This is a genomic window from Roseibium sp., assembly GCF_965216085.1.
Lineage (GTDB): Bacteria > Pseudomonadota > Alphaproteobacteria > Rhizobiales > Stappiaceae > Roseibium.
In genome coordinates, this window is the sequence record NZ_OZ244138.1 from 2,287,852 (window position 1) to 2,313,468 (window position 25,617).

At 56.9% G+C, this 25,617-nt stretch carries 25 protein-coding genes and 2 tRNA genes; all 27 read left to right on the forward strand.

Annotated elements, in window-relative coordinates; all coding sequences use genetic code 11:
* A tRNA-Asp gene (locus ACOOFE_RS10585) sits at nucleotides 1-77 on the forward strand.
* A gap of 42 nt (nucleotides 78-119) precedes the next feature.
* Nucleotides 120-196 (forward strand) — tRNA-Asp (locus tag ACOOFE_RS10590).
* A 500-nt stretch (nucleotides 197-696) separates the two neighbouring features.
* Nucleotides 697-1,062, forward strand: coding sequence for an NADH-quinone oxidoreductase subunit A (locus ACOOFE_RS10595; protein ID WP_420414887.1), 366 nt, complete (start codon nucleotides 697-699; stop codon nucleotides 1,060-1,062).
* A complete protein-coding gene (locus ACOOFE_RS10600) occupies nucleotides 1,053-1,631 on the forward strand; it encodes a NuoB/complex I 20 kDa subunit family protein (RefSeq protein WP_168206388.1) in 579 nt (192 codons plus the stop codon). The genes ACOOFE_RS10595 and ACOOFE_RS10600 overlap by 10 nt, the downstream gene beginning before the upstream one ends.
* A gap of 98 nt (nucleotides 1,632-1,729) precedes the next feature.
* A complete protein-coding gene (locus ACOOFE_RS10605; protein WP_420414888.1) occupies nucleotides 1,730-2,335 on the forward strand; it encodes an NADH-quinone oxidoreductase subunit C in 606 nt (201 codons plus the stop codon).
* Nucleotides 2,336-2,343: 8 nt separating this feature from the next.
* Nucleotides 2,344-2,778, forward strand: a complete 435-nt coding sequence (locus ACOOFE_RS10610) for a GFA family protein (protein WP_420414889.1) — start codon at nucleotides 2,344-2,346, stop codon at nucleotides 2,776-2,778.
* A complete protein-coding gene (locus ACOOFE_RS10615) occupies nucleotides 2,771-3,955 on the forward strand; it encodes an NADH-quinone oxidoreductase subunit D (RefSeq protein WP_420414890.1) in 1,185 nt (394 codons plus the stop codon). Before ACOOFE_RS10610 ends, ACOOFE_RS10615 begins: the two co-directional genes overlap by 8 nt.
* A 3-nt stretch (nucleotides 3,956-3,958) precedes the next feature.
* Nucleotides 3,959-4,963: an FkbM family methyltransferase gene (locus ACOOFE_RS10620; protein ID WP_420414891.1), complete on the forward strand. Its 1,005-nt coding sequence runs from the start codon at nucleotides 3,959-3,961 to the stop codon at nucleotides 4,961-4,963.
* Nucleotides 4,964-4,967: 4 nt separating this feature from the next.
* Nucleotides 4,968-6,254 carry an NADH-quinone oxidoreductase subunit E gene (locus tag ACOOFE_RS10625; RefSeq protein WP_420414892.1) on the forward strand — a complete coding sequence of 429 codons (1,287 nt, stop codon included), beginning with the start codon at nucleotides 4,968-4,970 and terminating at the stop codon, nucleotides 6,252-6,254.
* Nucleotides 6,255-6,263: 9 nt separating this feature from the next.
* Nucleotides 6,264-7,565 (forward strand): NADH-quinone oxidoreductase subunit NuoF, encoded by a 1,302-nt coding sequence (gene nuoF / locus ACOOFE_RS10630; RefSeq protein WP_420414893.1) that lies wholly within the window; start codon nucleotides 6,264-6,266, stop codon nucleotides 7,563-7,565.
* Nucleotides 7,566-7,591: 26 nt separating this feature from the next.
* Nucleotides 7,592-9,655 carry an NADH-quinone oxidoreductase subunit NuoG gene (nuoG, locus tag ACOOFE_RS10635; RefSeq protein WP_420414894.1) on the forward strand — a complete coding sequence of 688 codons (2,064 nt, stop codon included), beginning with the start codon at nucleotides 7,592-7,594 and terminating at the stop codon, nucleotides 9,653-9,655.
* A gap of 16 nt (nucleotides 9,656-9,671) precedes the next feature.
* Nucleotides 9,672-10,721, forward strand: coding sequence for an NADH-quinone oxidoreductase subunit NuoH (gene nuoH, locus ACOOFE_RS10640; protein ID WP_141186417.1), 1,050 nt, complete (start codon nucleotides 9,672-9,674; stop codon nucleotides 10,719-10,721).
* A gap of 19 nt (nucleotides 10,722-10,740) precedes the next feature.
* On the forward strand, nucleotides 10,741-10,977 hold the full coding sequence (locus ACOOFE_RS10645) for a hypothetical protein (protein WP_420414895.1): 237 nt from the start codon (nucleotides 10,741-10,743) through the stop codon (nucleotides 10,975-10,977).
* A gap of 19 nt (nucleotides 10,978-10,996) precedes the next feature.
* Nucleotides 10,997-11,482, forward strand: a complete 486-nt coding sequence (nuoI, locus tag ACOOFE_RS10650) for an NADH-quinone oxidoreductase subunit NuoI (RefSeq protein WP_141186419.1) — start codon at nucleotides 10,997-10,999, stop codon at nucleotides 11,480-11,482.
* A gap of 87 nt (nucleotides 11,483-11,569) precedes the next feature.
* The gene (locus ACOOFE_RS10655; RefSeq protein ID WP_420414896.1) at nucleotides 11,570-12,184 is read left to right on the forward strand and encodes an NADH-quinone oxidoreductase subunit J; all 615 of its coding nucleotides are present in this window, start codon (nucleotides 11,570-11,572) and stop codon (nucleotides 12,182-12,184) included.
* 97 nt (nucleotides 12,185-12,281) lie between these two features.
* The gene (nuoK, locus tag ACOOFE_RS10660) at nucleotides 12,282-12,590 is read left to right on the forward strand and encodes an NADH-quinone oxidoreductase subunit NuoK (protein WP_141186421.1); all 309 of its coding nucleotides are present in this window, start codon (nucleotides 12,282-12,284) and stop codon (nucleotides 12,588-12,590) included.
* A 6-nt stretch (nucleotides 12,591-12,596) separates the two neighbouring features.
* A complete protein-coding gene (gene nuoL, locus ACOOFE_RS10665; protein ID WP_420414897.1) occupies nucleotides 12,597-14,606 on the forward strand; it encodes an NADH-quinone oxidoreductase subunit L in 2,010 nt (669 codons plus the stop codon).
* Nucleotides 14,606-16,123, forward strand: coding sequence for an NADH-quinone oxidoreductase subunit M (locus ACOOFE_RS10670; protein ID WP_420414898.1), 1,518 nt, complete (start codon nucleotides 14,606-14,608; stop codon nucleotides 16,121-16,123). Before nuoL ends, ACOOFE_RS10670 begins: the two co-directional genes overlap by 1 nt.
* A gap of 24 nt (nucleotides 16,124-16,147) precedes the next feature.
* Nucleotides 16,148-17,578 (forward strand): NADH-quinone oxidoreductase subunit NuoN, encoded by a 1,431-nt coding sequence (nuoN, locus tag ACOOFE_RS10675; RefSeq protein WP_420414899.1) that lies wholly within the window; start codon nucleotides 16,148-16,150, stop codon nucleotides 17,576-17,578.
* A 16-nt stretch (nucleotides 17,579-17,594) separates the two neighbouring features.
* The gene (locus ACOOFE_RS10680) at nucleotides 17,595-18,380 is read left to right on the forward strand and encodes a biotin--[acetyl-CoA-carboxylase] ligase (protein WP_420414900.1); all 786 of its coding nucleotides are present in this window, start codon (nucleotides 17,595-17,597) and stop codon (nucleotides 18,378-18,380) included.
* A 45-nt stretch (nucleotides 18,381-18,425) separates the two neighbouring features.
* Nucleotides 18,426-20,102: a ribonuclease J gene (locus tag ACOOFE_RS10685; RefSeq protein WP_420414901.1), complete on the forward strand. Its 1,677-nt coding sequence runs from the start codon at nucleotides 18,426-18,428 to the stop codon at nucleotides 20,100-20,102.
* Between the two features lie 56 nt (nucleotides 20,103-20,158).
* Nucleotides 20,159-20,563, forward strand: a complete 405-nt coding sequence (mce, locus tag ACOOFE_RS10690; protein WP_420414902.1) for a methylmalonyl-CoA epimerase — start codon at nucleotides 20,159-20,161, stop codon at nucleotides 20,561-20,563.
* A 4-nt stretch (nucleotides 20,564-20,567) separates the two neighbouring features.
* Nucleotides 20,568-20,858: a DUF1467 family protein gene (locus ACOOFE_RS10695; protein ID WP_420414903.1), complete on the forward strand. Its 291-nt coding sequence runs from the start codon at nucleotides 20,568-20,570 to the stop codon at nucleotides 20,856-20,858.
* 32 nt (nucleotides 20,859-20,890) lie between these two features.
* Nucleotides 20,891-21,511 carry an AraC family transcriptional regulator gene (locus ACOOFE_RS10700; protein WP_420414904.1) on the forward strand — a complete coding sequence of 207 codons (621 nt, stop codon included), beginning with the start codon at nucleotides 20,891-20,893 and terminating at the stop codon, nucleotides 21,509-21,511.
* Nucleotides 21,512-22,060: 549 nt separating this feature from the next.
* On the forward strand, nucleotides 22,061-23,389 hold the full coding sequence (gene proS, locus ACOOFE_RS10705) for a proline--tRNA ligase (RefSeq protein WP_420414905.1): 1,329 nt from the start codon (nucleotides 22,061-22,063) through the stop codon (nucleotides 23,387-23,389).
* An 80-nt stretch (nucleotides 23,390-23,469) separates the two neighbouring features.
* Nucleotides 23,470-24,774: a lipoprotein-releasing ABC transporter permease subunit gene (locus ACOOFE_RS10710; protein WP_141186431.1), complete on the forward strand. Its 1,305-nt coding sequence runs from the start codon at nucleotides 23,470-23,472 to the stop codon at nucleotides 24,772-24,774.
* A 10-nt stretch (nucleotides 24,775-24,784) separates the two neighbouring features.
* Nucleotides 24,785-25,504 carry an ABC transporter ATP-binding protein gene (locus tag ACOOFE_RS10715; protein ID WP_420414906.1) on the forward strand — a complete coding sequence of 240 codons (720 nt, stop codon included), beginning with the start codon at nucleotides 24,785-24,787 and terminating at the stop codon, nucleotides 25,502-25,504.
* Nucleotides 25,505-25,617: the final 113 nt, after the last annotated feature.

Genomic DNA, 25,617 nt, shown 5'->3' on the forward strand with positions numbered 1-25,617 from the left:
GCGGGTGTAGCTCAGTTGGTTAGAGTGCCGGCCTGTCACGCCGGAGGTCGCGGGTTCGAGCCCCGTCACTCGCGCCACTTCTCTCTTTGGGAGGTGTGGCGCATATATACCGTGAATGTGCGGGTGTAGCTCAGTTGGTTAGAGTGCCGGCCTGTCACGCCGGAGGTCGCGGGTTCGAGCCCCGTCACTCGCGCCACTCACGGTTCCCTCATTACCTTCTTTAAAAACAAATGTGATCTCAACAGCCTTGCAAAAGGCGTAAGGTCTATTTCCGTCTTCCGGTCGAAAGTGTCGGCGTGGATCGCGTGCGGCGTTTTTTCGCGGAAGTACGTGATTTTGCGTAAGTTTCTATTGGGGAGTTGAGGCGGACGGTGTGCCGATTCTAGCCTGGTGGTCAGGGTTTCTCCCGGCAAGGTCAAACTGTCACCGGGTTTGTGAGGAGAAAATCGACTTCGGCTAATCCGCCGATTTGCGGGCTTTGTAGCGATCTGCTACGGATTTGGTTGAAATATGGCAATAGCTTGGTCGGATTGGGGTCTTGCGTTGCAGCAACGCGTGGGATAAGCGTGCGCTCGCATGTTGGATTTATGAAAACCCGACGGGCCACGCATGACCTGCCGGTGCTATCCGGCAAAGGGCTTGGCTGCGGTACGGATCGCCTCCCGGTCCGCCTCCATATGCAAGGACGCGAAAAACATGGAAGAACTTTTGCGGGAATATGTCCCGATTGTCGTGTTCATCAGCATCGCGCTGGTGATCGGCCTTGCGCTGCTGGTATCTCCGTTCCTGCTCGCCTACAAAAACCCGGATCCGGAAAAGCTGTCTGCCTATGAGTGCGGGTTCAATGCTTTTGACGACGCCCGGATGAAATTCGATATCCGTTTCTATCTGGTCGCGATCCTTTTCATCATCTTTGATTTGGAAGTCGCCTTCTTGTTCCCGTGGGCAACGGTCTTCGGCGAATTGGGCTGGTACGGCTACTGGTCGATGATGGTGTTCTTAGGCGTCCTGACCGTCGGCTTTATCTACGAATGGAAAAAGGGAGCGCTGGAATGGGATTGACCACGGCCAAGCCGCTCATTGCAGAGCAGCCGAAGGGCATCATTGATCCAAACACCGGCAAGCCGGTGGGGGCAGACGATCCTTTTTTCCTGGAAGTGAATGACGAGCTCGCAGACAAGGGCTTTCTGGTCACCTCCACAGACAATTTGATCCAGTGGGCGCGCACAGGATCGTTGATGTGGATGACGTTCGGCCTGGCGTGCTGCGCGGTTGAAATGATCCAGATGTCCATGCCGCGGTATGACTGTGAGCGCTTCGGTTTTGCGCCGCGCGGCTCGCCCCGCCAGTCCGACGTGATGATCGTTGCAGGCACCTTAACCAATAAGATGGCGCCGGCTTTGCGCAAGGTCTACGACCAGATGCCGGAGCCGCGCTATGTCATCTCCATGGGATCCTGTGCAAACGGCGGCGGTTACTATCACTATTCTTATTCGGTGGTGCGCGGCTGTGACCGCGTTGTTCCGGTCGACATTTACGTTCCGGGGTGCCCGCCGACAGCTGAAGCGCTGCTTTATGGCGTTTTGATGCTGCAAAAGAAGATCCGCCGCACTGGTACGATCGAACGCTGATTGAATTCGCCGCCGGTCCCGGTGGCGAGTTTTCTAGGAATTGGGCTCTTGGAGCCCTTGTGAGGCTCCGGAAGGGATCCGGGGGAGTGAGGTCGAATATGGACGAAACCTTGAAGGAACTCGCCGAGCATATTGAGCTCGGATTGGCTGAGTCCCTCGTGTCCTGGAAGGTGGAATTTGGTGAGCTGACGCTGACCGTGACTGCCGCCGATATTCTCGACGCCGTGCGATACCTGCGCGACAACAGCTCCTGCAAGTTCGTCAATCTGACCGACATATGCGGCGTCGATTATCCGGCCCGCGAAAAGCGCTTTGATGTCGTTTATCACTTCCTGTCCCCAGTCCAGAACCAGCGTATCCGCGTGAAATTGGCAACGGACGATGCAACTCCGGTGGCCTCGCTGACACCACTGTTTCCTGGGGCAGAATGGTTTGAACGCGAAGCCTACGATATGTATGGCATCCTGTTTTCCGGTCACCCGGACCTGCGCCGCATCCTGACCGATTACGGCTTTGACGGCCATCCGCTGCGCAAGGATTTTCCGGTCACCGGGTTTGTCGAAGTCCGCTATGACGACGACAAGAAGCGCGTCGTTTACGAGCCGGTTCGGCTCAATCAGGAAATGCGGTCTTTTGATTTCCTTTCGCCCTGGGAAGGCACGGATTACGTGCTGCCGGGCGATGAAAAAGCAACGACGAACTGAGGGGCGGCATGAGCGAACGGCTTTCAGGACGGTGTCTTTGCGGGAAGGTGCGGTTTACGGCCGTTCCGGAAAAAAATGAGATGGGCGTATGCCACTGCGAAATGTGCCGCAAATGGACAGGCGGCACCTATATGGCCGTTGACTGTGGGGCGAGCGTGGAGTTCGACGGGGCAGAATCCTTGGGTATATATAAGTCGTCCGGCTACGGTGAGCGGCTTTTCTGTAAAGAATGCGGCAGCAGCCTGGCGTGGCGGCTTCAGGACGGTACGCACACGTCATTTTCAGCTCAGGCGTTCGACGATCCCAGCCGTTTCAAATTCAAGACTGAAATCTTCACTGACGAACAGCCGGACAATTATGCGTTCGCCAATGAAACGACACGAATGACTGGCCCGGAAGTCATCGCGCTCTTCACAGCAAATCAGGACCCTCAAAATGGCTGAGGCTCAGGTTCGTAATTTCAATATCAACTTCGGTCCGCAGCACCCGGCGGCCCACGGCGTGCTGCGCCTGGTGCTGGAGCTGGACGGCGAAGTGGTGACGCGGGTTGATCCGCATATCGGCCTTTTGCACCGCGGCACCGAAAAACTGATCGAGCAGAAGACTTATCTACAGGCTGTTCCGTATTTCGACCGCCTCGATTATGTGGCGCCGATGAACCAGGAACATGCCTTTGCCATGGCCGTGGAGCGCATGTTGGGCATCGAAGTGCCCAAGCGCGGCCAATTGGTGCGGGTGCTTTATTCGGAAATCGGCCGGATCCTGTCGCACCTTTTGAATGTCACGACACAGGCGCTCGACGTCGGCGCGCTGACACCACCGCTCTGGGGCTTTGAGCCGCGTGAAGAGCTGATGGTGTTTTATGAGCGCGCCTGTGGCGCCCGTATGCACGCAGCTTATGTGCGGCCGGGCGGGGTTCATCAGGATCTGCCACGCGATTTGCTCGACGATATCTGGGATTTCTGTGATCCGTTCCTGCAAACGCTGGACGATATCGAAGGTCTTCTGACCGACAACCGCATCTTCAAGCAGCGCAACGTCGATATTGGCATTGTTGATCTGGATGATGCCTGGGCACGCGGTTTCTCCGGCGTCATGGTGCGTGGGTCTGGTGCTGCTTGGGATCTACGCAAGTCGCAGCCGTATGAGTGTTACTCCGAGCTCGACTTCGATGTTCCGGTCGGCAAGAACGGCGATAACTACGACCGTTACCTGATCCGCATGGAAGAAATGCGCCAGTCAGTGCGCCTTATGAAACAATGCCTTGAAAAGCTGACGGTGGAAACGGGACCGGTGTCGTCCTTGGACGGCAAGATCGTGCCGCCTAAACGCGGTGAGATGAAGCGGTCGATGGAATCGCTGATCCATCACTTCAAGCTCTACACCGAGGGCTATCATGTCCCGGCTGGCGAAGTTTACGCGGCCGTCGAAGCGCCGAAAGGTGAGTTTGGGGTTTATCTGGTCGCTGATGGCACCAACAAACCGTACCGCTGCAAGATCAAGGCTCCGGGGTATGCACACCTGGCAGCCATGGATTTCTTGTGCTGCGGCCATCAGCTTGCTGATGTGTCGGCCGTGCTGGGGTCTTTGGACATCGTGTTTGGTGAGATCGACAGATAGCCCATGACCGTAGCCGCGAACCCTATTTCTGTTGATTGGCACACCGGTACAGCCACACACGCTGGACCGCTGGAAGCTGCTGGCTTGCGCATTATGCGTTTGGCTGCAAGCTTGCTTGCGCCGCTTGACAGCTTTGGGTTCTCCTATGTCGCGTCCCTGGTTGGGAAGATTTTCCCGAGTGACCGGTCCGTCCGGCTTCAAATCGACACCGACAGCAGCTTCACGTTTCCCTATGGCGACAGATACTGGAGCAGAATGCTGCAGCCCGGCAGCCGCTATGAGGAAGAGATCGAAGATCTTTTGATCGCTCTGAAATCTGTCGACTATGCATTTGTGGACTGTGGCGCGAACTACGGCTTCTGGTCTGTAAAAGTCACGAGTGAGCGGTTTGGGCAGCATCCAGCTGTCGCCATTGAACTGGACCCGGATACTTTTGCGGGCCTTCAGGTGAATGCCGGTGAAAATGGTAACCGGTTTGACTGCTTGAACCGGGCTGTATTCGACAAAGATGGCGAGCATCTGGACATTTTTGGTGACAAACACGAAGCCCGGACTGTTGCGGCCAGCGATGCCGGAACCGCGCGTCATGGCAGTGTTTTGTCCTCCACACTTGACCGGATCGTCGCTGATGCTGGCTTCCAGACCCACGGCAAGGTCGTGTTGAAACTGGATGTCGAAGGCGTCGAGATCAAAGCGCTTCAGGGCGCGGCTCAGCTGCTCGAAAAAGATGTTCTCCTAATTTACGAGGATCACGGTAGCGATCGCGATCACGAGATTTCCCGATATTTAACCGCCAATGAAGCGATGCGCGTTTTCGGTTATCTAAAGGGCAGCTTTTTTGAAATCGAAGATTTGGCTGATCTGACCAGCCTGAAAACCAATCGCCGTAAAGGCTATGATTTTTTCGCAACTCGGAGCCAGTTTTGGCTGGATCAACTCGCCGGACTTATCGCCGGCCAGTCTGTATCTGGGCCAAACAGTGCTGAATTGCGCAGGAAACGGGGATAACACCATGGCAGTTCGCAGACTTGCCGCGGAACAACCAGAAAGCTTCGAGTTCACCGAGAAGAACTTCGGCTGGGCCAAGAAGCTGATCGACCGCTACCCGGCTGGCCGGCAGGCCTCTGCGGTCATACCGCTTTTATGGCGCGCGCAGGAACAGAACGAAGGCTGGGTCAGCGAACCAGCGATCCGCTACATCGCCGACATGCTCGACATGCCGAATATCCGCGTCTTGGAAGTGGCGACTTTTTACACCATGTTCCAGCTGCAGCCGGTTGGAAAAAAAGCCCACATCCAGGTGTGCGGCACGACGCCTTGCCAATTGCGCGGATCGGAAGACCTGATCAAGATCTGCAAATCCCGCATTGCCAAGCACATGCACGAGATTTCCGAGGACGGCATGTTCTCCTGGGAAGAGGTTGAGTGTCTTGGCGCCTGTACAAATGCTCCGATGGTTCAGATCTTCAAGGACACGTACGAAGACCTGACCGAAGACAGCTTCAACAAGCTGATCGACGATATTGCGGCCGGCAATGAAGTGACACCTGGCCCGCAAAATGGCCGGCGGTTCTCCATGGCCGAAGGTGGCCAGACCAGCCTTACCGAGATTGACGACAACACCAAGGGGGACCTCCCGGTTCCGCATGTAGTGGACGGCTCTGAAAAGGCCTCACATCATTTTGCTGGCGCGTCCATCAACACCGGCGGCAACGACTATGATGGCGTTCCGACCCCGGCTGAAGATTCCGTTGCCAAGGTAAAGGCGGCGTTTGCTGCCAAATCGGCGGAAAAGGCAGAAGCTCCCGCAGCTGCACCGGCCGAGAAGAAGGCTGAGGCACCGAAAAAAGCAGCTCCGAAAAAGGCTACAGTCAAAAAAGAGGCTGCGCCCACGAAAGAGGCTGCGCCCAAGAAAGAAGCTGCTCCTAAAAAGGCCGCTGCACCGAAAAAATCTGCTGCAGCGAAAGCCAAGGCTGCAGACGATGCGCCAGCTGCTGAAAAAGAGCCGGAAGTCCTCAAAGAAGCCCGTGGTGGCCAGGCCGATGACTTGAAGAAGCTCAAAGGCGTCGGTCCGAAATTGGAAGCAACCCTCAATGAGCTCGGGTTTTTCCATTTCGATCAGGTCGCTGCGTGGGGCCCGGAAGAGGTCGCCTGGGTCGATAGCCGGCTGAAGTTTAAGGGCCGCATCGAGCGGGATGGCTGGATTGAGCAGGCCAAGATCCTCGCATCCGGCGAGGCAACCGAATTTTCCAAGCGTGTGGAAGCCGGCGATGTTGCTTCCTCCAAGAGCGAAGACTAAGGGGAAGAGATGCTTGAGGATAAGGATCGGATCTTCACCAACATCTACGGTCTTCATGACTGGGGTCTTGAAGGCGCGAAGAAGCGTGGCCAGTGGGACAACACCAAGGCGTTGCTCGACAAGGGCCGCGACTGGATCATTCAGGAGATGAAGGACAGCGGCTTGCGTGGCCGTGGCGGGGCGGGTTTCCCGACCGGCCTGAAATGGTCGTTCATGCCGAAAGAATCCGACGGCCGTCCCGCTTACCTCGTCGTCAATGCCGACGAATCTGAGCCAGGCACCTGTAAAGACCGAGAAATCCTCCGCCATGACCCGCATACGCTGGTCGAGGGCTGTCTGGTGGCCGGTTTCGCCATGGGAGCGATTGCTGCTTACATCTATGTGCGCGGTGAGTTCATCCGTGAGCGCGAGCGTCTTCAGGCGGCGATTGACCAAGCTTATGATGCCGGTCTGATCGGCAAGAACAACAAGAACGGCTACGATTTCGACATCTACGTTCACCACGGCGCCGGCGCTTACATTTGCGGCGAGGAAACCGCGCTGCTGGAAAGCCTGGAAGGCAAAAAGGGCCAGCCGCGCCTGAAACCGCCGTTCCCGGCAAACGTCGGCCTTTATGGCTGTCCGACGACGGTGAACAACGTCGAATCCATTGCCGTTGCACCGACCATCCTGCGCCGTGGCGGCGGCTGGTTCGCAAGCCTGGGTCGTCCAAACAACACCGGCACCAAGCTGTTTTGTGTGTCCGGTCATGTCAATCAACCGGCGACCTTCGAAGAAGAGCTCGGTGTGCCGTTCTCCGAGATGATCGACAAACACTGCGGTGGTATCCGCGGTGGCTGGGACAATCTCCTGGCAGTGATCCCGGGCGGTTCCTCCGTTCCGTGCTGCACGGCGGATGAAATCAAAGACGCGCCGATGGACTTTGATACGCTGCGCGGTATGGGCTCCGGCCTTGGTACCGCTGCGGTGATCGTCATGGACAAGTCCACCGACATCATCAAGGCGATTGCCCGTCTCAGCTACTTCTACAAGCATGAGAGCTGCGGCCAGTGCACGCCATGCCGGGAAGGCACCGGCTGGATGTGGCGGGTGATGGAACGCATGGTGAAGGGCGAAAGCTCTTATGAAGAGATCGATATGCTCTTCAAAGTGACCAAACAGGTCGAAGGCCACACCATTTGTGCCCTTGGAGACGCGGCCGCATGGCCGATCCAGGGGTTGATCAAGAATTTCCGGCCGGTCATCGAGCAACGTATCGATGATTATGTCGCCAAGTCGAAGAGTTCTTCGACCCTGGTGGCGGCTGAGTAAGCGGAACGGGATTTGGAGAGCAGCGGATGACGAAGCTCATCATCGACGGCAACGAGGTAGAGGTCCCTTCGGACTACACCCTGCTTCAGGCCTGTGAAGAGGCAGGTGCCGAGGTTCCGCGGTTTTGTTACCACGACCGCCTGTCGATTGCCGGCAACTGCCGCATGTGCCTCGTGGAAGTGAAGGGTGGACCGCCCAAGCCGACCGCGTCCTGCGCTATGGGCGTCAAGGATCTGCGTCCGGGACCAAACGGCGAGCCGCCGGTCGTTGAAACCAAGTCCGAGATGGTCAAAAAGGCCCGTGAAGGGGTGATGGAGTTCCTGCTCATCAACCACCCGCTGGATTGCCCGATCTGTGACCAGGGCGGTGAGTGCGACCTTCAGGACCAGGCGATGGCCTATGGTGTCGATGGGTCGCGGTTCCATGAGAACAAGCGTGCGGTCGAAAACAAGGAAATCGGCCCGCTCATCAAGACCATCATGACCCGCTGCATTCACTGCACGCGCTGTGTCCGCTTCACCACTGAAGTTGCCGGTGTGACAGACATGGGGCTGATCAGCCGCGGCGAAGATGCGGAAATCACCACTTATCTGGAAGCCGCATTGTCCTCAGAAATGCAGGGCAATGTTGCCGATTTGTGCCCGGTCGGTGCGCTGACCCACAAGCCGTATGAATTCCATGCCCGTCCGTGGGAGCTGACCAAGACCGAAAGCATCGATGTCATGGATGCGCTTGGGAGCGCGATCCGTGTCGATACACGCGGCAAGGAAGTCATGCGGGTGATGCCGCGGCTCAATGAAGAGATCAACGAAGAGTGGATTTCCGATAAGTCTCGCTACATCTGGGATGGGTTGAAGACCCAGCGTCTTGACCGGCCGTATGCCAAGAAGGACGGCAAACTGCAGCCGGTGTCCTGGCCAGAGGCGTTCCAGATCATCGCTGACAAGGTCAAGGCAACATCCGCTGACAAAGTTGGCGCATTGGCTGGCCAGCTGGCCGGCGTTGAAGACATGTTCGCGCTGAAGAGCCTAATGGACAAGCTGGGCTCGGCCAACATCGACAGCCGTTTCCCGGGCTCGCCGCTGCATCCGAAAAACGGCCGCGCCAGCTATATCTTCAATTCCACCATTCAAGGCATTGAAGAGGCCGACGCGATCATGCTGATCGGCACCAACCCGCGTCTGGAAGCGCCGGTCCTGAACGCCCGGATCCGCAAGCGCTGGAGCCAAGGCAATGTCCACGTTGGATTGATAGGTGAAAACGCCGATCTGACCTATCCGGTGACCTATCTGGGCGCCGGCCCGGACAGCCTGAAGCAATTCATTGAACACGCGCCGGCCAAGGCGGAAAAGCCGATGTTTATCATCGGGCAGGGCGCGTTGAACCGCGCGGATGGTGCGGACGTTCTGGCAAACCTGGCTGCTGCAGCCAAGTCGCTCGGAGTGATTAAGGACGGCTGGAACGGCTTCAACATCCTGCACACCGAAGCATCGCAAGTTGGTGCGCTGGACATTGGTTTTGTTCCAGGCGAGGGCGGCAAGGACACAGCCGGCATGCTGGAAAGTGGCGCTCTGGATGTGCTCTTCCTGCTCGGCGTTGATGAAGTCGAAGTTCCGGAAGGGGCGTTTGTTGTCTACCAGGGCACCCATGGTGACCGCGGCGCGCACCGCGCCGATGTGATCCTGCCGGGCGCAGCTTATACGGAGAAATCCGCGATCTACGTCAACACCGAAGGCCGTGTTCAGATGGCTGATCGCGCTGGCTTCCCTCCAGGCGATGCTCGCGAAGACTGGGCCATCCTTAGAGCGCTATCGGCCGTTGTCGGCCAGACGCTGGAGTTTGATTCCCTCCAGCAACTGCGTGCCAAGCTGTTTGAAGCCGTGCCGCACATGGCTGCTATCGACGCGATTGAGGCTGGCGATGCTGGCGATATCGAAAAGCTGGCCAACGGCAAAGCCAAGATGCATAACGCCGGATTTGCAAATGTGATCCGGGACTTTTATTTGACGAACCCGATTGCTCGGGCCTCCAAGGTGATGGCCGAGTGTTCGGCGCTCGCGAAAACGCGTGCCGCAGAAGCTGCGGAATAAGGGGTAGGGGACTGAAATGGCTGAGTTCATGACCACCTACGGCTGGCCGTTCCTCTGGATGGTATTCCAGAGTGTTCTGCTGATGGTCGTGCTTTTGGTGTTCGTCGCCTACGTGCTTTATGCGGACCGCAAGATCTGGGCGGCCGTTCAGATCCGCCGCGGCCCGAACGTGGTTGGACCCTGGGGGCTATTCCAGAGTTTTGCTGACCTTCTGAAATTCGTTCTGAAAGAGCCGGTGATCCCGTCCGGATCCAACAAGGTTCTCTTCCTGCTGGCGCCGCTGATTTCTGTGCTTCTGGCGCTTGCCGCCTGGGCAGTCATTCCGGTCGCGGACGGCTGGGTTGTCGCCAACATCAATATCGGTGTTCTGTTCGTCTTTGCCGTATCATCGCTGGAAGTCTATGGCGTGATCATCGGCGGATGGGCGTCGAACTCCAAATATCCGTTCCTGTCGGCGCTGCGTTCGGCGGCGCAGATGGTGTCTTATGAAGTCTCCATCGGCTTCGTCATCGTTACCGTTCTTCTGTGCGCGGGCACTTTGAACCTCACTGGCATTGTTCATGCCCAGCAAACGGGTCTTGCCGATATGCTGGGTGTGCCGTGGCTGAGCTTCCTGAACTGGTACTGGTTGCCGCTGTTCCCGATGTTCGTTGTGTTCTTTGTCTCCGCGCTGGCTGAAACCAACCGGCCGCCGTTCGATCTGGCGGAGGCGGAATCGGAGCTGGTTGCCGGTTTCATGGTGGAATATGGCTCGACGCCGTACATGATGTTCATGCTTGGCGAATATGTCGCCATCTGCCTGATGTGCGCGCTGATGACCATCTTTTTCATGGGCGGATGGCTGCCGCCATTCGACTTTGCGCCGTTTACCTGGGTGCCGGGCATCGTCTGGTTCATCTTAAAATGTCTGCTCGGCTTCTTCATGTTCGCAATGGTCAAGGCCATGGTCCCGCGTTACCGCTACGATCAGCTGATGCGCCTGGGCTGGAAAGTGTTCCTGCCGCTGTCTTTGGGCATGGTTGTAGTTGTCGCGACTGTCCTGATGATCATGGGCTGGGCACCGTGAGCGGCATAAGAGGCGGCTGATGGATATTTCGCTCCCCGGTGTGATCGGGGCGGCCGTTGGGTTCTACATCGGCTGGCTCGACTGGAAGATCCTGAAGGGCATGCTTCAGGCGGTGGAGACGAAAAACAGACAGGCTGGCGGCGACGGTGGCGCCGCGGCCAAGTACAAAGCGCTTCTCGGCGCACTGAGTTTTGGAATTCCGGTGATCGGCTTCCCGATTGTCGGCTATTGGGCGGCCAGTCAACTGGCTGGTTGAGGAAAGAGAGGCAAGGGCGATGGTTGGTCAAGTGGTCAAATCGCTGTTTTTGCAGGAATTCGTGTCGGCTTTCTTCTTGGCGATGCGCTATTTCTTCAAGCCGAAGCCAACGGTGAACTATCCCTTTGAAAAAGGGCCGGTGAGCCCGCGCTTCCGGGGAGAGCATGCGCTGCGCCGGTATCCGAACGGCGAAGAGCGCTGTATCGCCTGTAAGCTGTGTGAAGCCATCTGCCCGGCGCAGGCGATCACCATTGAAGCTGGCCCGCGCCGCAACGATGGCACCCGCCGCACCACACGCTATGACATCGACATGGTCAAATGCATCTACTGCGGCTTCTGTCAGGAAGCCTGCCCGGTGGAAGCCATCGTCGAGGGGCCGAACTTCGAATTCGCAACGGAAACCCGCGAAGAGCTTTATTACGATAAAGAAAAGCTGCTTGCGAATGGGGACCGCTGGGAACGCGAAATCGCCCGCAACATTGAAATGGACGCTCCTTACCGTTAGGAGCTAACCGCAACCAAATTGGTCCAGCAATCCGGTTGGATCCCGCATTTTTTGGCCGCAAGGCTACACGACAGGCAGGTCTTTGAAATGATCCTGAAAGCCCTCTTTTTCTACCTATTTGCCGGCGTCACTCTGGCGTCTGCATTTATGGTGATCGCGGCCCGCAATCCGGTGACGTCGGTCCTGTTCCTGATCCTGGCCTTCGTCAACTCTGCTGGCTTGTTCATCCTACTCGGCGCAGAGTATCTGGCTCTGCTTCTGGTCGTTGTTTATGTCGGTGCCGTTGCGGTGCTTTTCCTGTTCGTTGTGATGATGCTCGATGTCGACTTCGTCGAGCTGCGCCAGGGTTTTCTGCAGTATCTGCCGGTCGGCAGCTTGGTTGGGCTGATTTTGCTTGTTGAACTTCTGATGGGCCTTGGTGCCTGGGTGATCGCCCCAGAAGTCTTGAGCCAAGGTGCAGAGCCGACGCCGGCCTTGACTGAGATGAGCAACATCCAGGCGCTCGGTTCGGTGCTCTACACCAAATACATCTATTTCTTCCAGGTCGCTGGCCTGGTGCTGCTTGTGGCAATGATCGGGGCGATTGTCCTGACGCTGCGCCACAAGCCAAACGTCAAACGTCAGGATATTCCGACCCAGGTCGCGCGCAACAAAGAAAGCGCGATCGAGATCCGGAAGGTCGAAACGGGCAAAGGTATTTGACGCGGTAAAAACGCGTCGTTCGAGAAGTCCTGAAACCGGCACGCTCCTCCGTGCGGTATCAGGTTGGGGTAAATGAGGGGAGCACGGCGAGGCGCCCATGGAAATCGGTCTGTCGCACTATTTGTCGGTCGCGGCGATCCTGTTCACGATCGGAATTTTCGGGATCTTCCTGAACAGGAAAAACGTGATTGTTATCTTGATGTCTGTCGAGCTTTTGCTCCTGGCAGTAAACATCAACTTTGTCGCCTTTTCGTCGTTCCTCGGCGACATGATGGGACAGATCTTCACCATGCTGGTGCTCACCGTTGCGGCGGCTGAAGCGGCCATTGGCCTGGCGATCCTGGTGGTCTTTCACCGGAACCGCGGCTCGATTGCCGTGGAAGACGTCAACGTGATGAAAGGGTAGGGGCTGATGTATTCCGCAATCCTGTTCCTGCCGCTGATCGGTTTCCTGATCGCTGGCCTTTTTGGCCGCGCCATCGGTGCCAAAGCGTCTGAATATGTCACCAGCGGTCTGTTGATCCTGGCGGCGCTTCTATCCTGGTGGACGTTCTTCAGCTTCTGGCTTGGCGGGGCAGAAGCCCAGGTGATCAACCTGTTCCGCTGGATGAGCGCCGGTGACCTGAATGTTGCCTGGTCGATCCGGGTCGACACGCTAACAGCAGTCATGCTGGTGGTCGTCAACACGGTTTCCGCGCTCGTGCATGTCTATTCCATTGGCTACATGCACCACGATCCGCACCGCCCGCGCTTCTTTGCCTATCTGTCGCTGTTCACCTTTGCCATGTTGACGCTGGTGACCGCCGACAATCTGATGCAGATGTTTTTCGGCTGGGAAGGTGTTGGTCTTGCTTCTTATCTGCTGATCGGTTTCTGGTATCAAAAGCCATCCGCCAATGCGGCTGCTATGAAAGCTTTTGTTGTCAACCGTGTCGGCGACTTTGGGTTTGCGCTCGGCATTTTCGGCGTCTTCTACCTCTTCGGCAGCATCGACTTCACCACAATCTTCAATGATGCCCCGTCCTTCATCGAAGAGCAGGGTGAGGTGATGACTTTCCTGGGGTACCATCTGGATGCCCAGTCTGCGATGACGATTGTCTGCTTGCTCTTGTTCATGGGAGCTATGGGCAAGTCGGCGCAATTCCTGCTGCACACCTGGTTGCCGGATGCGATGGAAGGCCCAACCCCAGTCTCCGCACTCATCCACGCCGCGACCATGGTCACTGCCGGTGTCTTCATGGTGGCGCGTTTGTCGCCCCTGTTTGAACTTTCTGATACGGCGCTGGCGATCATCGTCTTCTTCGGTGCGACCACGGCGTTCTTTGCGGCAACGGTTGGTCTCGTTCAGAACGACATCAAGCGCGTGATCGCTTATTCGACCTGTTCCCAGCTGGGTTACATGTTTGTTGCGCTCGGCGTTGGTGCCTACTCTATCGGGATTTTCCACCTGTTTACGCACGCGTTCTTCAAGGCGCTGCTGTTCCTATGCGCCGGGTCCGTGATCCACGCCGTCTCTGATGAGCAGGACATGCGCAAGATGGGCGGTCTGAGAAAGCACATTCCGATCACCTATTGGACGATGATGATCGGTACGCTGGCCCTGACCGGTGTTGGCATTCCGCTAACCCACCTTGGTTTCGCAGGCTTCATCTCCAAGGACGGCATCATCGAAGCGGCGTTTGCTGCGACCGGTGGGGACCATCCGAACCCAATGGCCATGTACGGCTTCTGGCTGACCGTGATCGCAGCTGGCCTGACCTCTTTCTACTCCTGGCGCCTGACGTTCATGACCTTCCATGGCAAGCCGCGCGCTTCCGTCGATGTGATGAAACACGTTCATGAATCGCCGCTTGTGATGACGGTGCCGCTGTTTATCCTGTCGATCGGTGCAGTTCTGGCCGGCATGGTCTTCTACGGTCCATTCTTCTACGACGAAGCGTCTTATGAAGCCTTCTGGGCCGGGTCTCTGCCAGCCTTTGCCTCCAGCCACGTCTTGCACGACATGCATCACGTCCCGGCTTGGGTGAAGGTGTCGCCGTTTGTCATGATGGCGGGTGGTCTACTGGTTGCATACCAGTTCTATATCCGTGCGCCGGAAATGCCGAAACGGTTGGCGGAACGCCATTTTGGGCTCTATCAGTTCCTCTTGAACAAGTGGTATTTTGACGAGCTCTACGACTTAATCTTTGTCCGTCCTGCAATGTGGATTGGCCGTGTCCTTTGGAAGAAGGGCGATGGAACCGTGATTGATGGCTTCGGCCCGAACGGGATCGCGGCGCGGGTGCAAGGTGTCACGGCCTGGGTCGTGAAACTGCAGACCGGATATCTTTACCACTATGCATTTGCGATGCTGATCGGCGTGGCTGCGCTGATCACCTGGTCGATGTTCTCCGGTGCCGGCACCGGCGGGGGTGCGCACTAATGATTGACTTCCCAATTCTGTCACTCACGACATTTCTGCCGTTGCTTGGCGTTGTCTTCATTCTCATGGTGCGCGGGGATGATGACGAGGGTAAACGCAGCATGCGCTGGGTCGCGCTGATGACAACCAGCGTGACGTTTGTGTTGTCCCTGATGATCTGGGCCTTCTTTGACTATTCCAACCCTGGCTTCCAGTTTGTCGAACAACGCGATTGGCTGGGCGGCAACATCCAATACAAGATGGGCGTGGACGGGATTTCGATCCTCTTCGTCATCCTGACGACCTTCCTGATGCCGTTCTGTATTCTATCCTCGTGGGGGAGTGTCCAGAAACGCGTCAAGGAATACATGATCGCGTTCCTGGTTCTAGAAACCTTGATGATCGGCGTCTTTTGTTCGCTCGACATCGTGGTCTTCTACGTCTTCTTCGAAGCTGGCCTCATTCCGATGTTCCTGATCATCGGTGTCTGGGGTGGCGCGCGCCGGGTCTACGCATCCTACAAGTTCTTCCTCTACACGCTGCTCGGATCAGTGTTGATGCTGGTCGCGATCATGGCGATGTACTGGACGGCTGGCACGACCGATATCCAGGAGCTGCAGGCCTATTCCTTCCCGGCGGAAATGCAGACCTGGCTCTGGATTGCGTTCTTTGCGTCGTTCGCGGTGAAAATGCCGATGTGGCCGGTGCACACCTGGCTGCCGGATGCCCACGTTGAAGCGCCGACGGCCGGGTCAGTGATCCTGGCGGCTGTCCTTCTGAAGTTGGGTGGATACGGGTTCCTCCGGTTCTCACTGCCGATGTTCCCGATTGCCAGCGCGGATTTTGCGCCGTTGATCTACACCTTGTCGATCGTAGCGATCATCTACACATCGCTGGTGGCGCTCGCTCAGGAAGACATCAAGAAGCTGATCGCCTATTCCTCTGTTGCCCACATGGGCTATGTGACCATGGGTATCTTCACCATGACACACCAGGGGGTTCAGGGCGGGATCTTCCAGATGCTCTCACACGGTATTGTCTCTGGCGCGCTCTTCCTGTGTGTCGGTGTCATTTACGACCGCATGCACACCCGTGAGATCTCCGCTTATGGCGGGCTGGTCAACCGGATGCCGAAATACGCGGTCGCCTTCCTGATCTTCACTATGGCCAATGTCGGTCTGCCGGGCACATCCGGGTTCGTCGGTGAAATCCTGACGCTGATGGGCGCGTTCCAGGTCAACACTTGGGTGGCATTCTTTGCAACTTCCGGCGTGGTTCTGTCGGCGGCCTACGCGCTTTACCTCTACCGCCGGGTCGTCTTTGGCGCACTGGAGAAGGAAAGCCTCAAGTCGATCCTGGATTTGAACCTGCGCGAGAAGGTCATTCTGATCCCCTTGATCTTCCTGACGATTTTCTTCGGCTTCTATCCGATGGCGATCCTGGATGTGACCCAGGGATCGGTCGACAACCTGATCAATCATTACACTGCGGCTCTTGAAGCTGCTGGGGCGACCCAGCACGCAGCTGCAGCGCACTAAGAGTTTCGAGGACGAGACAGAGCTATGACCCAATTGCCAGATCTCATGCCGGCGATGCCGGAAATCATCCTGGCGCTCGGAGCGATGGTGCTATTGATGATCGGTGCCTTTGGCGGCCGGAACATCAGCTACGCAGTCTTCGGCGGAGCGATGGGGCTTCTCGGCGGCACGTTCCTCGTGCTGCTGCTGGTTCCGAACTTTGGCGAGACGTTTGGCGGATCCTTCATTCTGGATGATTTCGCCTACTTCCTGAAGCTGATTGTGCTGGTCGGCTCGTTTTTTGCCATTGCCATGTCCTGGGCCTATGCAAAGAGCCAGTCGTTCGATCATTTCGAATATCCGATCCTGATCGTCCTGGCGACGCTCGGCATGATGCTGATGCTATCGGCCAACGACATGATCGCGCTTTACCTCGGCCTGGAGCTGCAGAGCCTGTCGCTCTATGTGGTTGCTGCCATCAACCGCGACAGTGTCCGCTCGACGGAAGCTGGCTTGAAGTACTTTGTTCTCGGCGCCTTGTCTTCGGGCATGCTGCTATACGGCATGTCGCTGGTCTATGGGTTCTCCGGTCAGATTTCGTTTGCCTCGATTGCCGCGGTGCTCAGCCATGAAGGTGCGCCGCTTGGCGTAATCATCGGCCTGACCTTCATCCTGGCGGGCCTTGCCTTCAAGATTTCCGCGGTGCCGTTCCACATGTGGACGCCGGACGTTTATGAAGGGGCACCGACGCCGGTTACGGCCTTCTTTGCAGCGGCTCCTAAGGTTGCTGCGATGGGCATGCTGGTGCGCATCGTGATCGATGCGTTCCATCCGGTGACCAGCGACTGGCAGCAGATCATCGTCTTCATTTCCATCGCCTCTATGGCGCTTGGCGCCTTTGCGGCGATTGGTCAAACCAATCTGAAACGGCTGATGGCCTATTCTTCAATTGGCCACATGGGCTATGCGCTGGTCGGCCTGGCTGCCGGAACCCAGACGGGCGTCGAAGGCGTGATCTTCTATATGGTCGCCTATCTCGGCATGACGCTTGGTGTGTTTGCCTGCATTCTCTCCATGCGCCGCAAGGAAGGCATGGTCGAAGAGATTGCCGACCTTTCAGGTCTGTCGCAGACCAATTTGACCATGGCTGTGGTTCTTGCGCTTTTGATGTTCTCGCTGGCCGGTATTCCGCCGCTGGTCGGTTTCTTCGGCAAGTGGTTCGTTTTTGCCGCCGCTGTTCAAGCTGGTCTTTATCCGCTGGCGGTTATTGGTGTTCTGGCGTCTGTGGTCGGCTGTTATTATTACCTGCGCATCGTCAAGGTCATGTTCTTCGATGGACCGGCCGAAGCGTTCCAGCCGATGCCGACAGAACTGAAGGTCGTTCTTGGGCTCTCTGGCCTGTTCGTGATCTTCTTCTGGGTGATGCCTGGACCGGTTGTGACCGCGGCAACAGCTGCTGCGCAGTCTTTGTTCTGATGGATGGCACCAGCGATTGAGTAGTCAAACACCACATCAAGGTTTTGAAGGTCCGGCGCCTGGAGCGCCGGATTTTCGTTATGAGGCGCATGATACGGTTGGTTCTACCAATGTGCTCTGTTTTGAGCGTGCTGCGGCCGGCCATCCCGGTAATCTGTGGATCCGTGCCGGCATTCAGACCGCTGGCCGTGGCCGCAGGGGACGGGTATGGGAGTCGCCGCATGGAAACCTCTTTGCCAGCGTGCTGCTGATTGACCCAGCGCCGCTCGACCGGATCGGCGAATTGCCGCTGATTTCTGCGGTCGCGCTTGCCGAGGCCGTTGACAAGGCCGCCGGAACATTCCAATTGGTGTCGTTGAAGTGGCCAAACGACCTTCTGGTTGAAGGCGCAAAACTCTCCGGCATTCTGCTGGAAGCCGAAACACTGGAAGATGGCCGTTTGGCCGCAGTGATGGGGTTTGGCATCAATTGCGTTTCTCACCCAGATCCAGCGCTTTACCGGGCCACCGACCTGCGTAGCCTAGGCTATCAAATCAGTGCTGACCGGCTGTTTGAAGCACTCGCCGAGACGCTGGCCAGTTATCTGGCCACATGGAAACAACCTGACGGATTTGACCGGATCCGCCGGCAATGGCTGAAACGGGCCGCTCATTTGGGCCAGCAAATTACGGTCAAAGCCGCTCAGGAAGAGATTACCGGCATATTTGACGATCTGGATGCGCGCGGCCACCTGGTCTTAAAACTTCCAGATGGCCGGAAACGGACCATTTATGCAGGCGATGTATTTTTATCCGGCGAATAACAGCCGGACAGTTCCCTCTATGCTTGAGAGGGGTAGGAGATTTTGATGGCTTCGGCCAAAGACAAAAACGATATTGTGTTCCTGCCGCTCGGCGGCGTGGGCGAAATCGGGATGAACCTCGGCCTTTACGGCTATGGGCCGGAAGGCAACCGCACCTGGTTGATTGTCGACTGCGGTGTCAGCTTCGCAGGCCCCGAACTGCCGGGCATCGATTTGATCATGCCGGACATCAAGTTTCTGGAAGACGAGGTCGACAATATTGCCGGCATGGTGATCACTCATGCTCATGAAGATCACTATGGCGCGATCCTGCATCTGTGGCCCTTTTTGAAAGTGCCGATTTATGCGACGGCCTTTACAGCAGGCTTGCTTGCCGCCAAGACCGAAAGTGAACCGGGCGCTGAAGAAGTGCCGGTGACAGTCGTGCGCCAAGGTGAACGGCACCAGATCGGGCCGTTTGATGTTGAATTTGTCGCTATGGCGCATTCGATTCCGGAGCCTTGTGCTTTGGCAATCCGGACGTCCGCAGGAATGGTGCTTCATACCGGCGACTGGAAGATCGACAAGTCTCCTGGCATCGGGCATCCAATCGACCTGGACCGTCTGGCAGAGCTCGGCCGGGAAGGGGTGATGGCCCTGGTCTGCGACAGCACCAATGCCGTGCGCGACGGCGTCAGCCCGAGTGAAGCCGATGTCGCTGCTGAATTGACCAAGGTGTTGGCGGGTGCAAAGAACAGGGTTGCGGTTACGACCTTTGCCTCGAACGTCGCCCGGATCCGTGCCATTGCTGTGGCGGCAAAGGCTAACAACAGAGACGTTGTTGTGGTTGGCCGGTCGATGCACCGGGCAATTGAGGTTGCTAGCGAATTGGAATATCTCGACGGCTTGCCAGCATTTCACGATGAAGAGGCTTTTGGCTATTTGCCGCGGGATAAGGCCGTGCTGCTGTGCACTGGATCACAAGGGGAAAACCGAGCGGCGCTTGCGCGTATTGCCACCGGTGATCACCGCAATATTGCGCTGACCAAAGGCGACATGGTGATCTTTTCCTCGCGCACCATTCCCGGCAATGAAAAAGACGTTGGAGCGGTTCTCAACAATCTTGCCGACAAGGACATTGAGATCGTCACCGACAAGGATGCGCTGGTGCATGTCTCTGGTCACCCGCGCCGGGGCGAATTGAAGCAACTCTACAAATTGGTACAGCCGAAAGTCGTGCTTCCTGTGCACGGCGAACCGTTGCATCTTGCCGCTCATGCTGCGTTTGCGAAGGAGCAGGGTGTTCCGGAAGTCATCCGCGGCAAAAATGGGGACATTATCCGCCTTGTGGCCGGACGGGCTGCAGTCATTGACGAGGCACCGTTCGGCATTCTGGTCAAGGACGGCAGCATTCTGGATGATCCGGAAGTCACCGGTGTGCGTGAACGGCGCAAACTGTCTTATGCCGGTGCCGCGATCATCACGCTGGTGGTCAATCGGTCCGGTGAGCTCTTGGATGATCCGCATGCGGTGCTGCTTGGCCTGCCCGACACAGATGACGAGGGCGAGCCAATGGAAGAGATTGTCACGAAAGCCGTGGTCGGCGCCGTGACCAGCATTCCGAAGGCCCGGCGCAAGGACAAGGATTTGATTGCGGAAGCGGCTCGCCGTGCGGCTCGCGCAGAAATTCTGAACGTCTGGGGCAAAAAGACGCTCTGCAAGGTGGTGGTGACCCGTCTTTAGATTTAGTGCGGTTGAACTGATTAGACAGGAACCGCCGTGTTTGTGGAGGAATTGATATGATCGGGCGGCTCAATCACGTTGCCATCGCGGTATCGGACATCGAAGCGGCGACCGCGACCTACCGGGATACCCTTGGTGCAGATGTCTCTGCCAAGGAAGAACAGCCAGATCACGGCGTCTCGACGGTGTTCATCAACTTGCCGAACACGAAAATCGAACTACTTGAGCCCTTGGGAGACGATTCGCCGATCGCCAAGTTCCTGGAAAAGAACCCGTCCGGTGGCATTCACCATGTCTGCTATGAGGTCGAAGACATCATCGCGGCGCGGGACAAGCTGGTGGCCGAGGGCGCCCGGGTTCTAGGCAATGGCGAACCGAAAATTGGGGCTCATGGCAAACCGGTGCTGTTCCTTCACCCGAAGGACTTTTTGGGCACCTTGACCGAATTGGAAGAGGCGTAAACACATGTCGGTGGCGTTCAGCCTGGCAATCTTTTTTATGATGTGGTGGATCATTCTGTTTGCGATGCTGCCGTTTGGCATGCGCCGCACGCAGGAAGAAGCCGGAGAGGTGATTCCCGGTTCCGAAGCCAGTGCCCCTGAACGCCCCCGGATGCTGCGCGTTATTATCCTGACGACAGTTGTGACCTGTACTTTGTTTGCCGCCTATTATTATCTGCGGGCTTCCGGTTTCGGGCTGGATGATATCCCATTTTTAACGCCGCCGAGCGACAGCTACGCCAAGCCGGGAGGCTGAGAAGGTATTTCTTATAACGCGAGATCATCGGCATGAGCTTCGATTTGATCGGCAGCATCAACGCTGCACGGCAGGCTGCCGGGTTTCTATCTCTTGAAGAGACTGTCGCTCTTGGCGAGCGCGGAAACCGGATACTGGATCCGTTTTCTGTTCTAATTTCCAATGGGGTTCATCTCGGCGAAGGCAATACCATATATCCAGGCTGCACCTTGCGTTCGGAAGGTGAGGCTGAAATTGTCATCGGCAATGGCAATCTGTTTCATTCCGGAACCTTGATTGAAGCCAGCGCGGGCTCAGTCAGAATCGGCAACGGCAATCAATTTGGCGAGGGCGGCTTTACTGCAAAAACCAATCAACCGGGATCAAGTATTCAGATAGGCAACAAAGGCCGCTTCCTGAACAACCCATCTGTGTTCGGGAAAACGGAGCTCCAAGATGGTTCGCAGATCCTGGGAAATATCTCAGTCATTTCCTGCGTATTAGGTGCCGGAAGTTCCTTTGAAGACCCGGATCCGGATTTACGAGCCGGGCTCCTGAAAGGCTCTGGTATTGCCAAGAACCTTTCTGTTCCTGCCGGTCACGTCATTCAAGGGCAGGGAACCTTCGAGCAAGACCAAATGGTTCTGCAATCCACCTTTCATCCGATAAGGTGACTATCAAAATAATGTTTGATTGGATTCGACCATTTTTCGGATCTCTCGCGACCCAATCCCAAAAACTTGCAAAGAAAAAAGGCAGAGCTGAAAGCTCTGCCTTGAAAAAGTTCCGCGTCTAAATTGACTCCGTTCCCTCGCGTGCCGGTGTTCCGGCTTGACGGGGCGGCTGCTGCCGTAAAGGCGCGCCTGGTGTCCTTCCTCCCAAGACTCAGACCGCGATGTCCATAAGCTCCTGACATTACTGCCGTGGCTTTTTTATTATGGAAACGGAACCTAGCTGATTGTTTCAGCATTGTCACCTATTTGTCGTGCCAAGCCTAATTTTTTTGCTTGCCTATTTCCCTTGCGTCGCAAATCGCGAATTTGAATCCATTTCCATGGGGCGGAAATGAGCTGGCTAATGTCTGGAGGTGGCCATTTTTTGGGGCGTCAAAGAGGCAAATATTGCAAAACTCAGCCAGACAGTGCGTTTGGACTTGTGTTTGAACCCAGCTTGCGGTTTGACTGCGCACAAAACCGGCAATGCCCATAGTCTGAGAGTGCATAATGCGTCTGTCCCGATATTTTCTGCCCATCTTGAAAGAAACTCCCAAAGAAGCGGAAATCGTCTCCCACCGCCTGATGCTCAGGGCCGGGATGATCCGCCAGCAGTCTGCTGGAATCTATTCCTGGCTGCCGCTGGGGTTGAAGGTCTTGCGCAAGATCGAAAGGATCGTCGAAGAAGAGCAGGCACGGGCCGGCGCGATCCAGCTGTTGATGCCGACCATCCAGCCGGCAGATCTGTGGCGCGAAAGCGGGCGATATGATGCGTACGGCAAGGAGATGCTGCGCATCACCGACCGGCACGAGCGCGAGATGCTCTTCGGCCCGACCAACGAGGAGATGATTACCGACATCTTCCGTAGCTATGTGCGCTCTTATAAGGACCTGCCGCTGAACCTTTATCACATCCAGTGGAAGTTCCGCGATGAGGTCCGTCCGCGCTTCGGCATCATGCGTGGCCGTGAATTCCTGATGAAGGATGCCTATTCCTTCGATCTCGACCAGGAAGCCGCCCGCCATTCCTATAACCGGATGTTTGTCGCATATTTGCGGACTTTCGACCGGATGGGTCTAAAAGCCATCCCGATGAAAGCCGATACCGGCCCGATTGGCGGGGATCTCAGCCACGAGTTCATCATTCTTGCTGACACCGGTGAAAGCGAAGTCTTTCTCGACAAGTCGCTTCTGGAAATGCCGATCCCGGCCGATGATACGGATTTCTCCTCAGATCTCAGCCCGATTGTCGCCTCCTGGACAACGCCCTACGCGGCGACCGATGAGATGCACGACGCAGAGGCATTTGACGCCTTGCCGAACGATGGGAAAGTGTCCGCCCGCGGCATCGAGGTTGGTCACATCTTCTACTTCGGCACCAAGTATTCTGATGCCATGGGCGCGAAAGTTGCCACCGGCGAAGGCACGGAAGTCCCGGTTCACATGGGCTCTTACGGCGTCGGGGTCTCCCGTCTTCTTGGCGCCTTGATTGAGGCCAATCATGATGACAACGGGATCATCTGGCCAAAATCAGTCGCCCCGTTCCATGTCGGCATCATCAACATGCGCCCGGGAGATGATCTGACCGACCCGGCGTGTGAAGACCTTTATGCCAAGCTGGAAGCGGCGGGCATCGAAGTGCTTTACGACGATACCGACAATCGGGCAGGGGCGAAGTTCGCCACCATGGATTTGATTGGTCTGCCGTTCCAGGTCGTCGCCGGTCCACGTGGCCTGAAAGACGGCCTTTTGGAAGTCAAGGACCGCGCAACTGGGGAAAAGGAAATGCTGACCCCGGAAGCAACCTTGAACAAGCTGACCGCGGCATTGACGGACTGATCTTGTCCGGTGATCCTCTGGGGCGGGGAATCGGCCGCGGGTAACTGCGGCTGCCGGGGCGTTGCGGAAATGGATGGACTATGACAGCGGTAGACACTGCGGACGACAACGCGAGCCGGGATATGGCGCAGCCAACACGCCCCTTTTCGCCCTTTGAATGGATGATAGCCGGCCGGTATTTGCGCTCTCGCCGGAGAGAAACCTTCATTTCGGTGATTGCCGGGTTTTCTTTTGCCGGCATCATGCTGGGTGTCGCCACGCTGATCATCGTCATGGCGGTGATGAACGGTTTCCGGTCTGAACTCCTTGGCAAGATCCTTGGCATCAATGGCCACATGCTGATCCAGCCGATCGATCAGCCGCTCAATGACTATGACGCGGTTGCCGGGCGGCTGGAAGGTGTGCCTGATGTCATTAGTGCAATTCCCTTTGTCGAAGGGCAGGCGCTTGTATCCGGTCCTGCTGGGAACCTCGGAGCCTTGGTGCGCGGCCTCTATGAACGGGATCTGCGCCGGGTGCCGCTGGTCGCTAACAACTTGCGGGCCGGGTCGCTCGACGGCTTTGACGCAGGCGAGGGCGTTGCCATCGGGTCCCGTATGGCCCAACAGCTTGGCATCACGCTCGGCGACAACATCACCATCATATCTCCGCGCGGCAGTGTGACGCCCATGGGAGTCACACCACGGCTCAAGGCCTATCCGGTGACAGCGATCTTCGAGATCGGCATGAGCGAATATGATGCAACTTTTCTATTCATGCCGCTGCCCGAATCCCAAGCCTATTTCAATATGGACGGCATCACGACCGGCATCGAAGTCTATGTGACCGATCCGGACAATGTCGGCAACATGCTGCGCGCCATTGAGGATGCGGCCGACCGGCCTGCCTTCGTCACCGACTGGCGCCAGCGCAACGTCACGTTCTTTTCTGCCCTTGAGGTGGAGCGCAATGTGATGTTCATCATCCTGACACTGATCGTTCTGGTGGCTGCACTCAACATCATTTCCGGGCTGATCATGCTGGTGAAGGATAAGGGCCACGACATCGCGATTTTGCGCACGATGGGCGCGACCCGCGGAGCGATCATGCGGATCTTCCTGATCACGGGGGCCAGCATTGGCTGTGTCGGCACGCTGGCCGGGTTTGTCCTCGGGCTGATTGTCTGTCTCAATATCGAAAGTATCCGGCAGTTCGTTTCCTGGCTGACGGCAACGCAACTGTTCGACCCGACACTCTATTTCCTGTCGAAACTGCCGGCGGAAATTGACAGCGGGGAAACGCTCACAGTGCTGGTCATGGCTTTGGTTCTGTCTCTTCTGGCAACGCTCTATCCCGCCTGGCGGGCTGCCCGGCTCGATCCGGTCGAAGCCCTGAGATATGAATAGGAGCGGTCAGATGAACCAAGCTGTTGATCCGCGCCAAGCGCCGCGATTGAAACCCGCTGCCATTGAACTGGCAGGCATTGAACGCGCGTATGATGAGGGCGAACAGAAACTCCATGTTCTGAATGGTGCCAACTTGCGCATTGAGGCTGGTGAGATGGTCGCGCTGGTTGCGCCTTCCGGCACGGGCAAATCGACCTTGCTCCACATTGCCGGGCTCTTGGAACAGCCGGACGCCGGCGATGTTTTCCTGGGGGATGTCAATTGCACGGATCTTTCCGACGACGAACGCACGGCCATCCGGCGCAACGACATCGGCTTTGTTTATCAATTCCATCATCTGCTGCCGGAGTTCACCGCGCAGGAGAACATCATGATGCCGCAGATGATCCGCGGTCTTTCCAAAAAAGTTGCCGCTGAGCGCGCCGATGAGCTGCTGGCCTATATGCGCCTAGGTGAGCGCGGCAGCCACCGGCCATCAGAACTCTCCGGCGGCGAGCAGCAACGGGTTGCGGTCGCCCGGGCCGTTGCCAATGCCCCGCGCATCCTGTTGCTCGATGAGCCAACGGGGAACCTGGACCCGAAGACAGCCAATTACGTCTTTGATGCGCTGTCTGCGCTTGTTAGGGCGTCTGGTGTGGCCACACTCTTTGCCACGCATAACTTAGAGCTTGCCGGCCGTATGGACCGGGCGATCACCTTATCCGCCGGATTGGTACAACCGCTCAAGTAGACGATTTTTTTCTATCGGCCGCATTTCAAACCGTAGCTTTGCGGGGCGGAACAAAGCAAAAACGCAAAGATTTCTGCGGGTCTTATACAAATCAGATCAAGGAGAACAAAAAG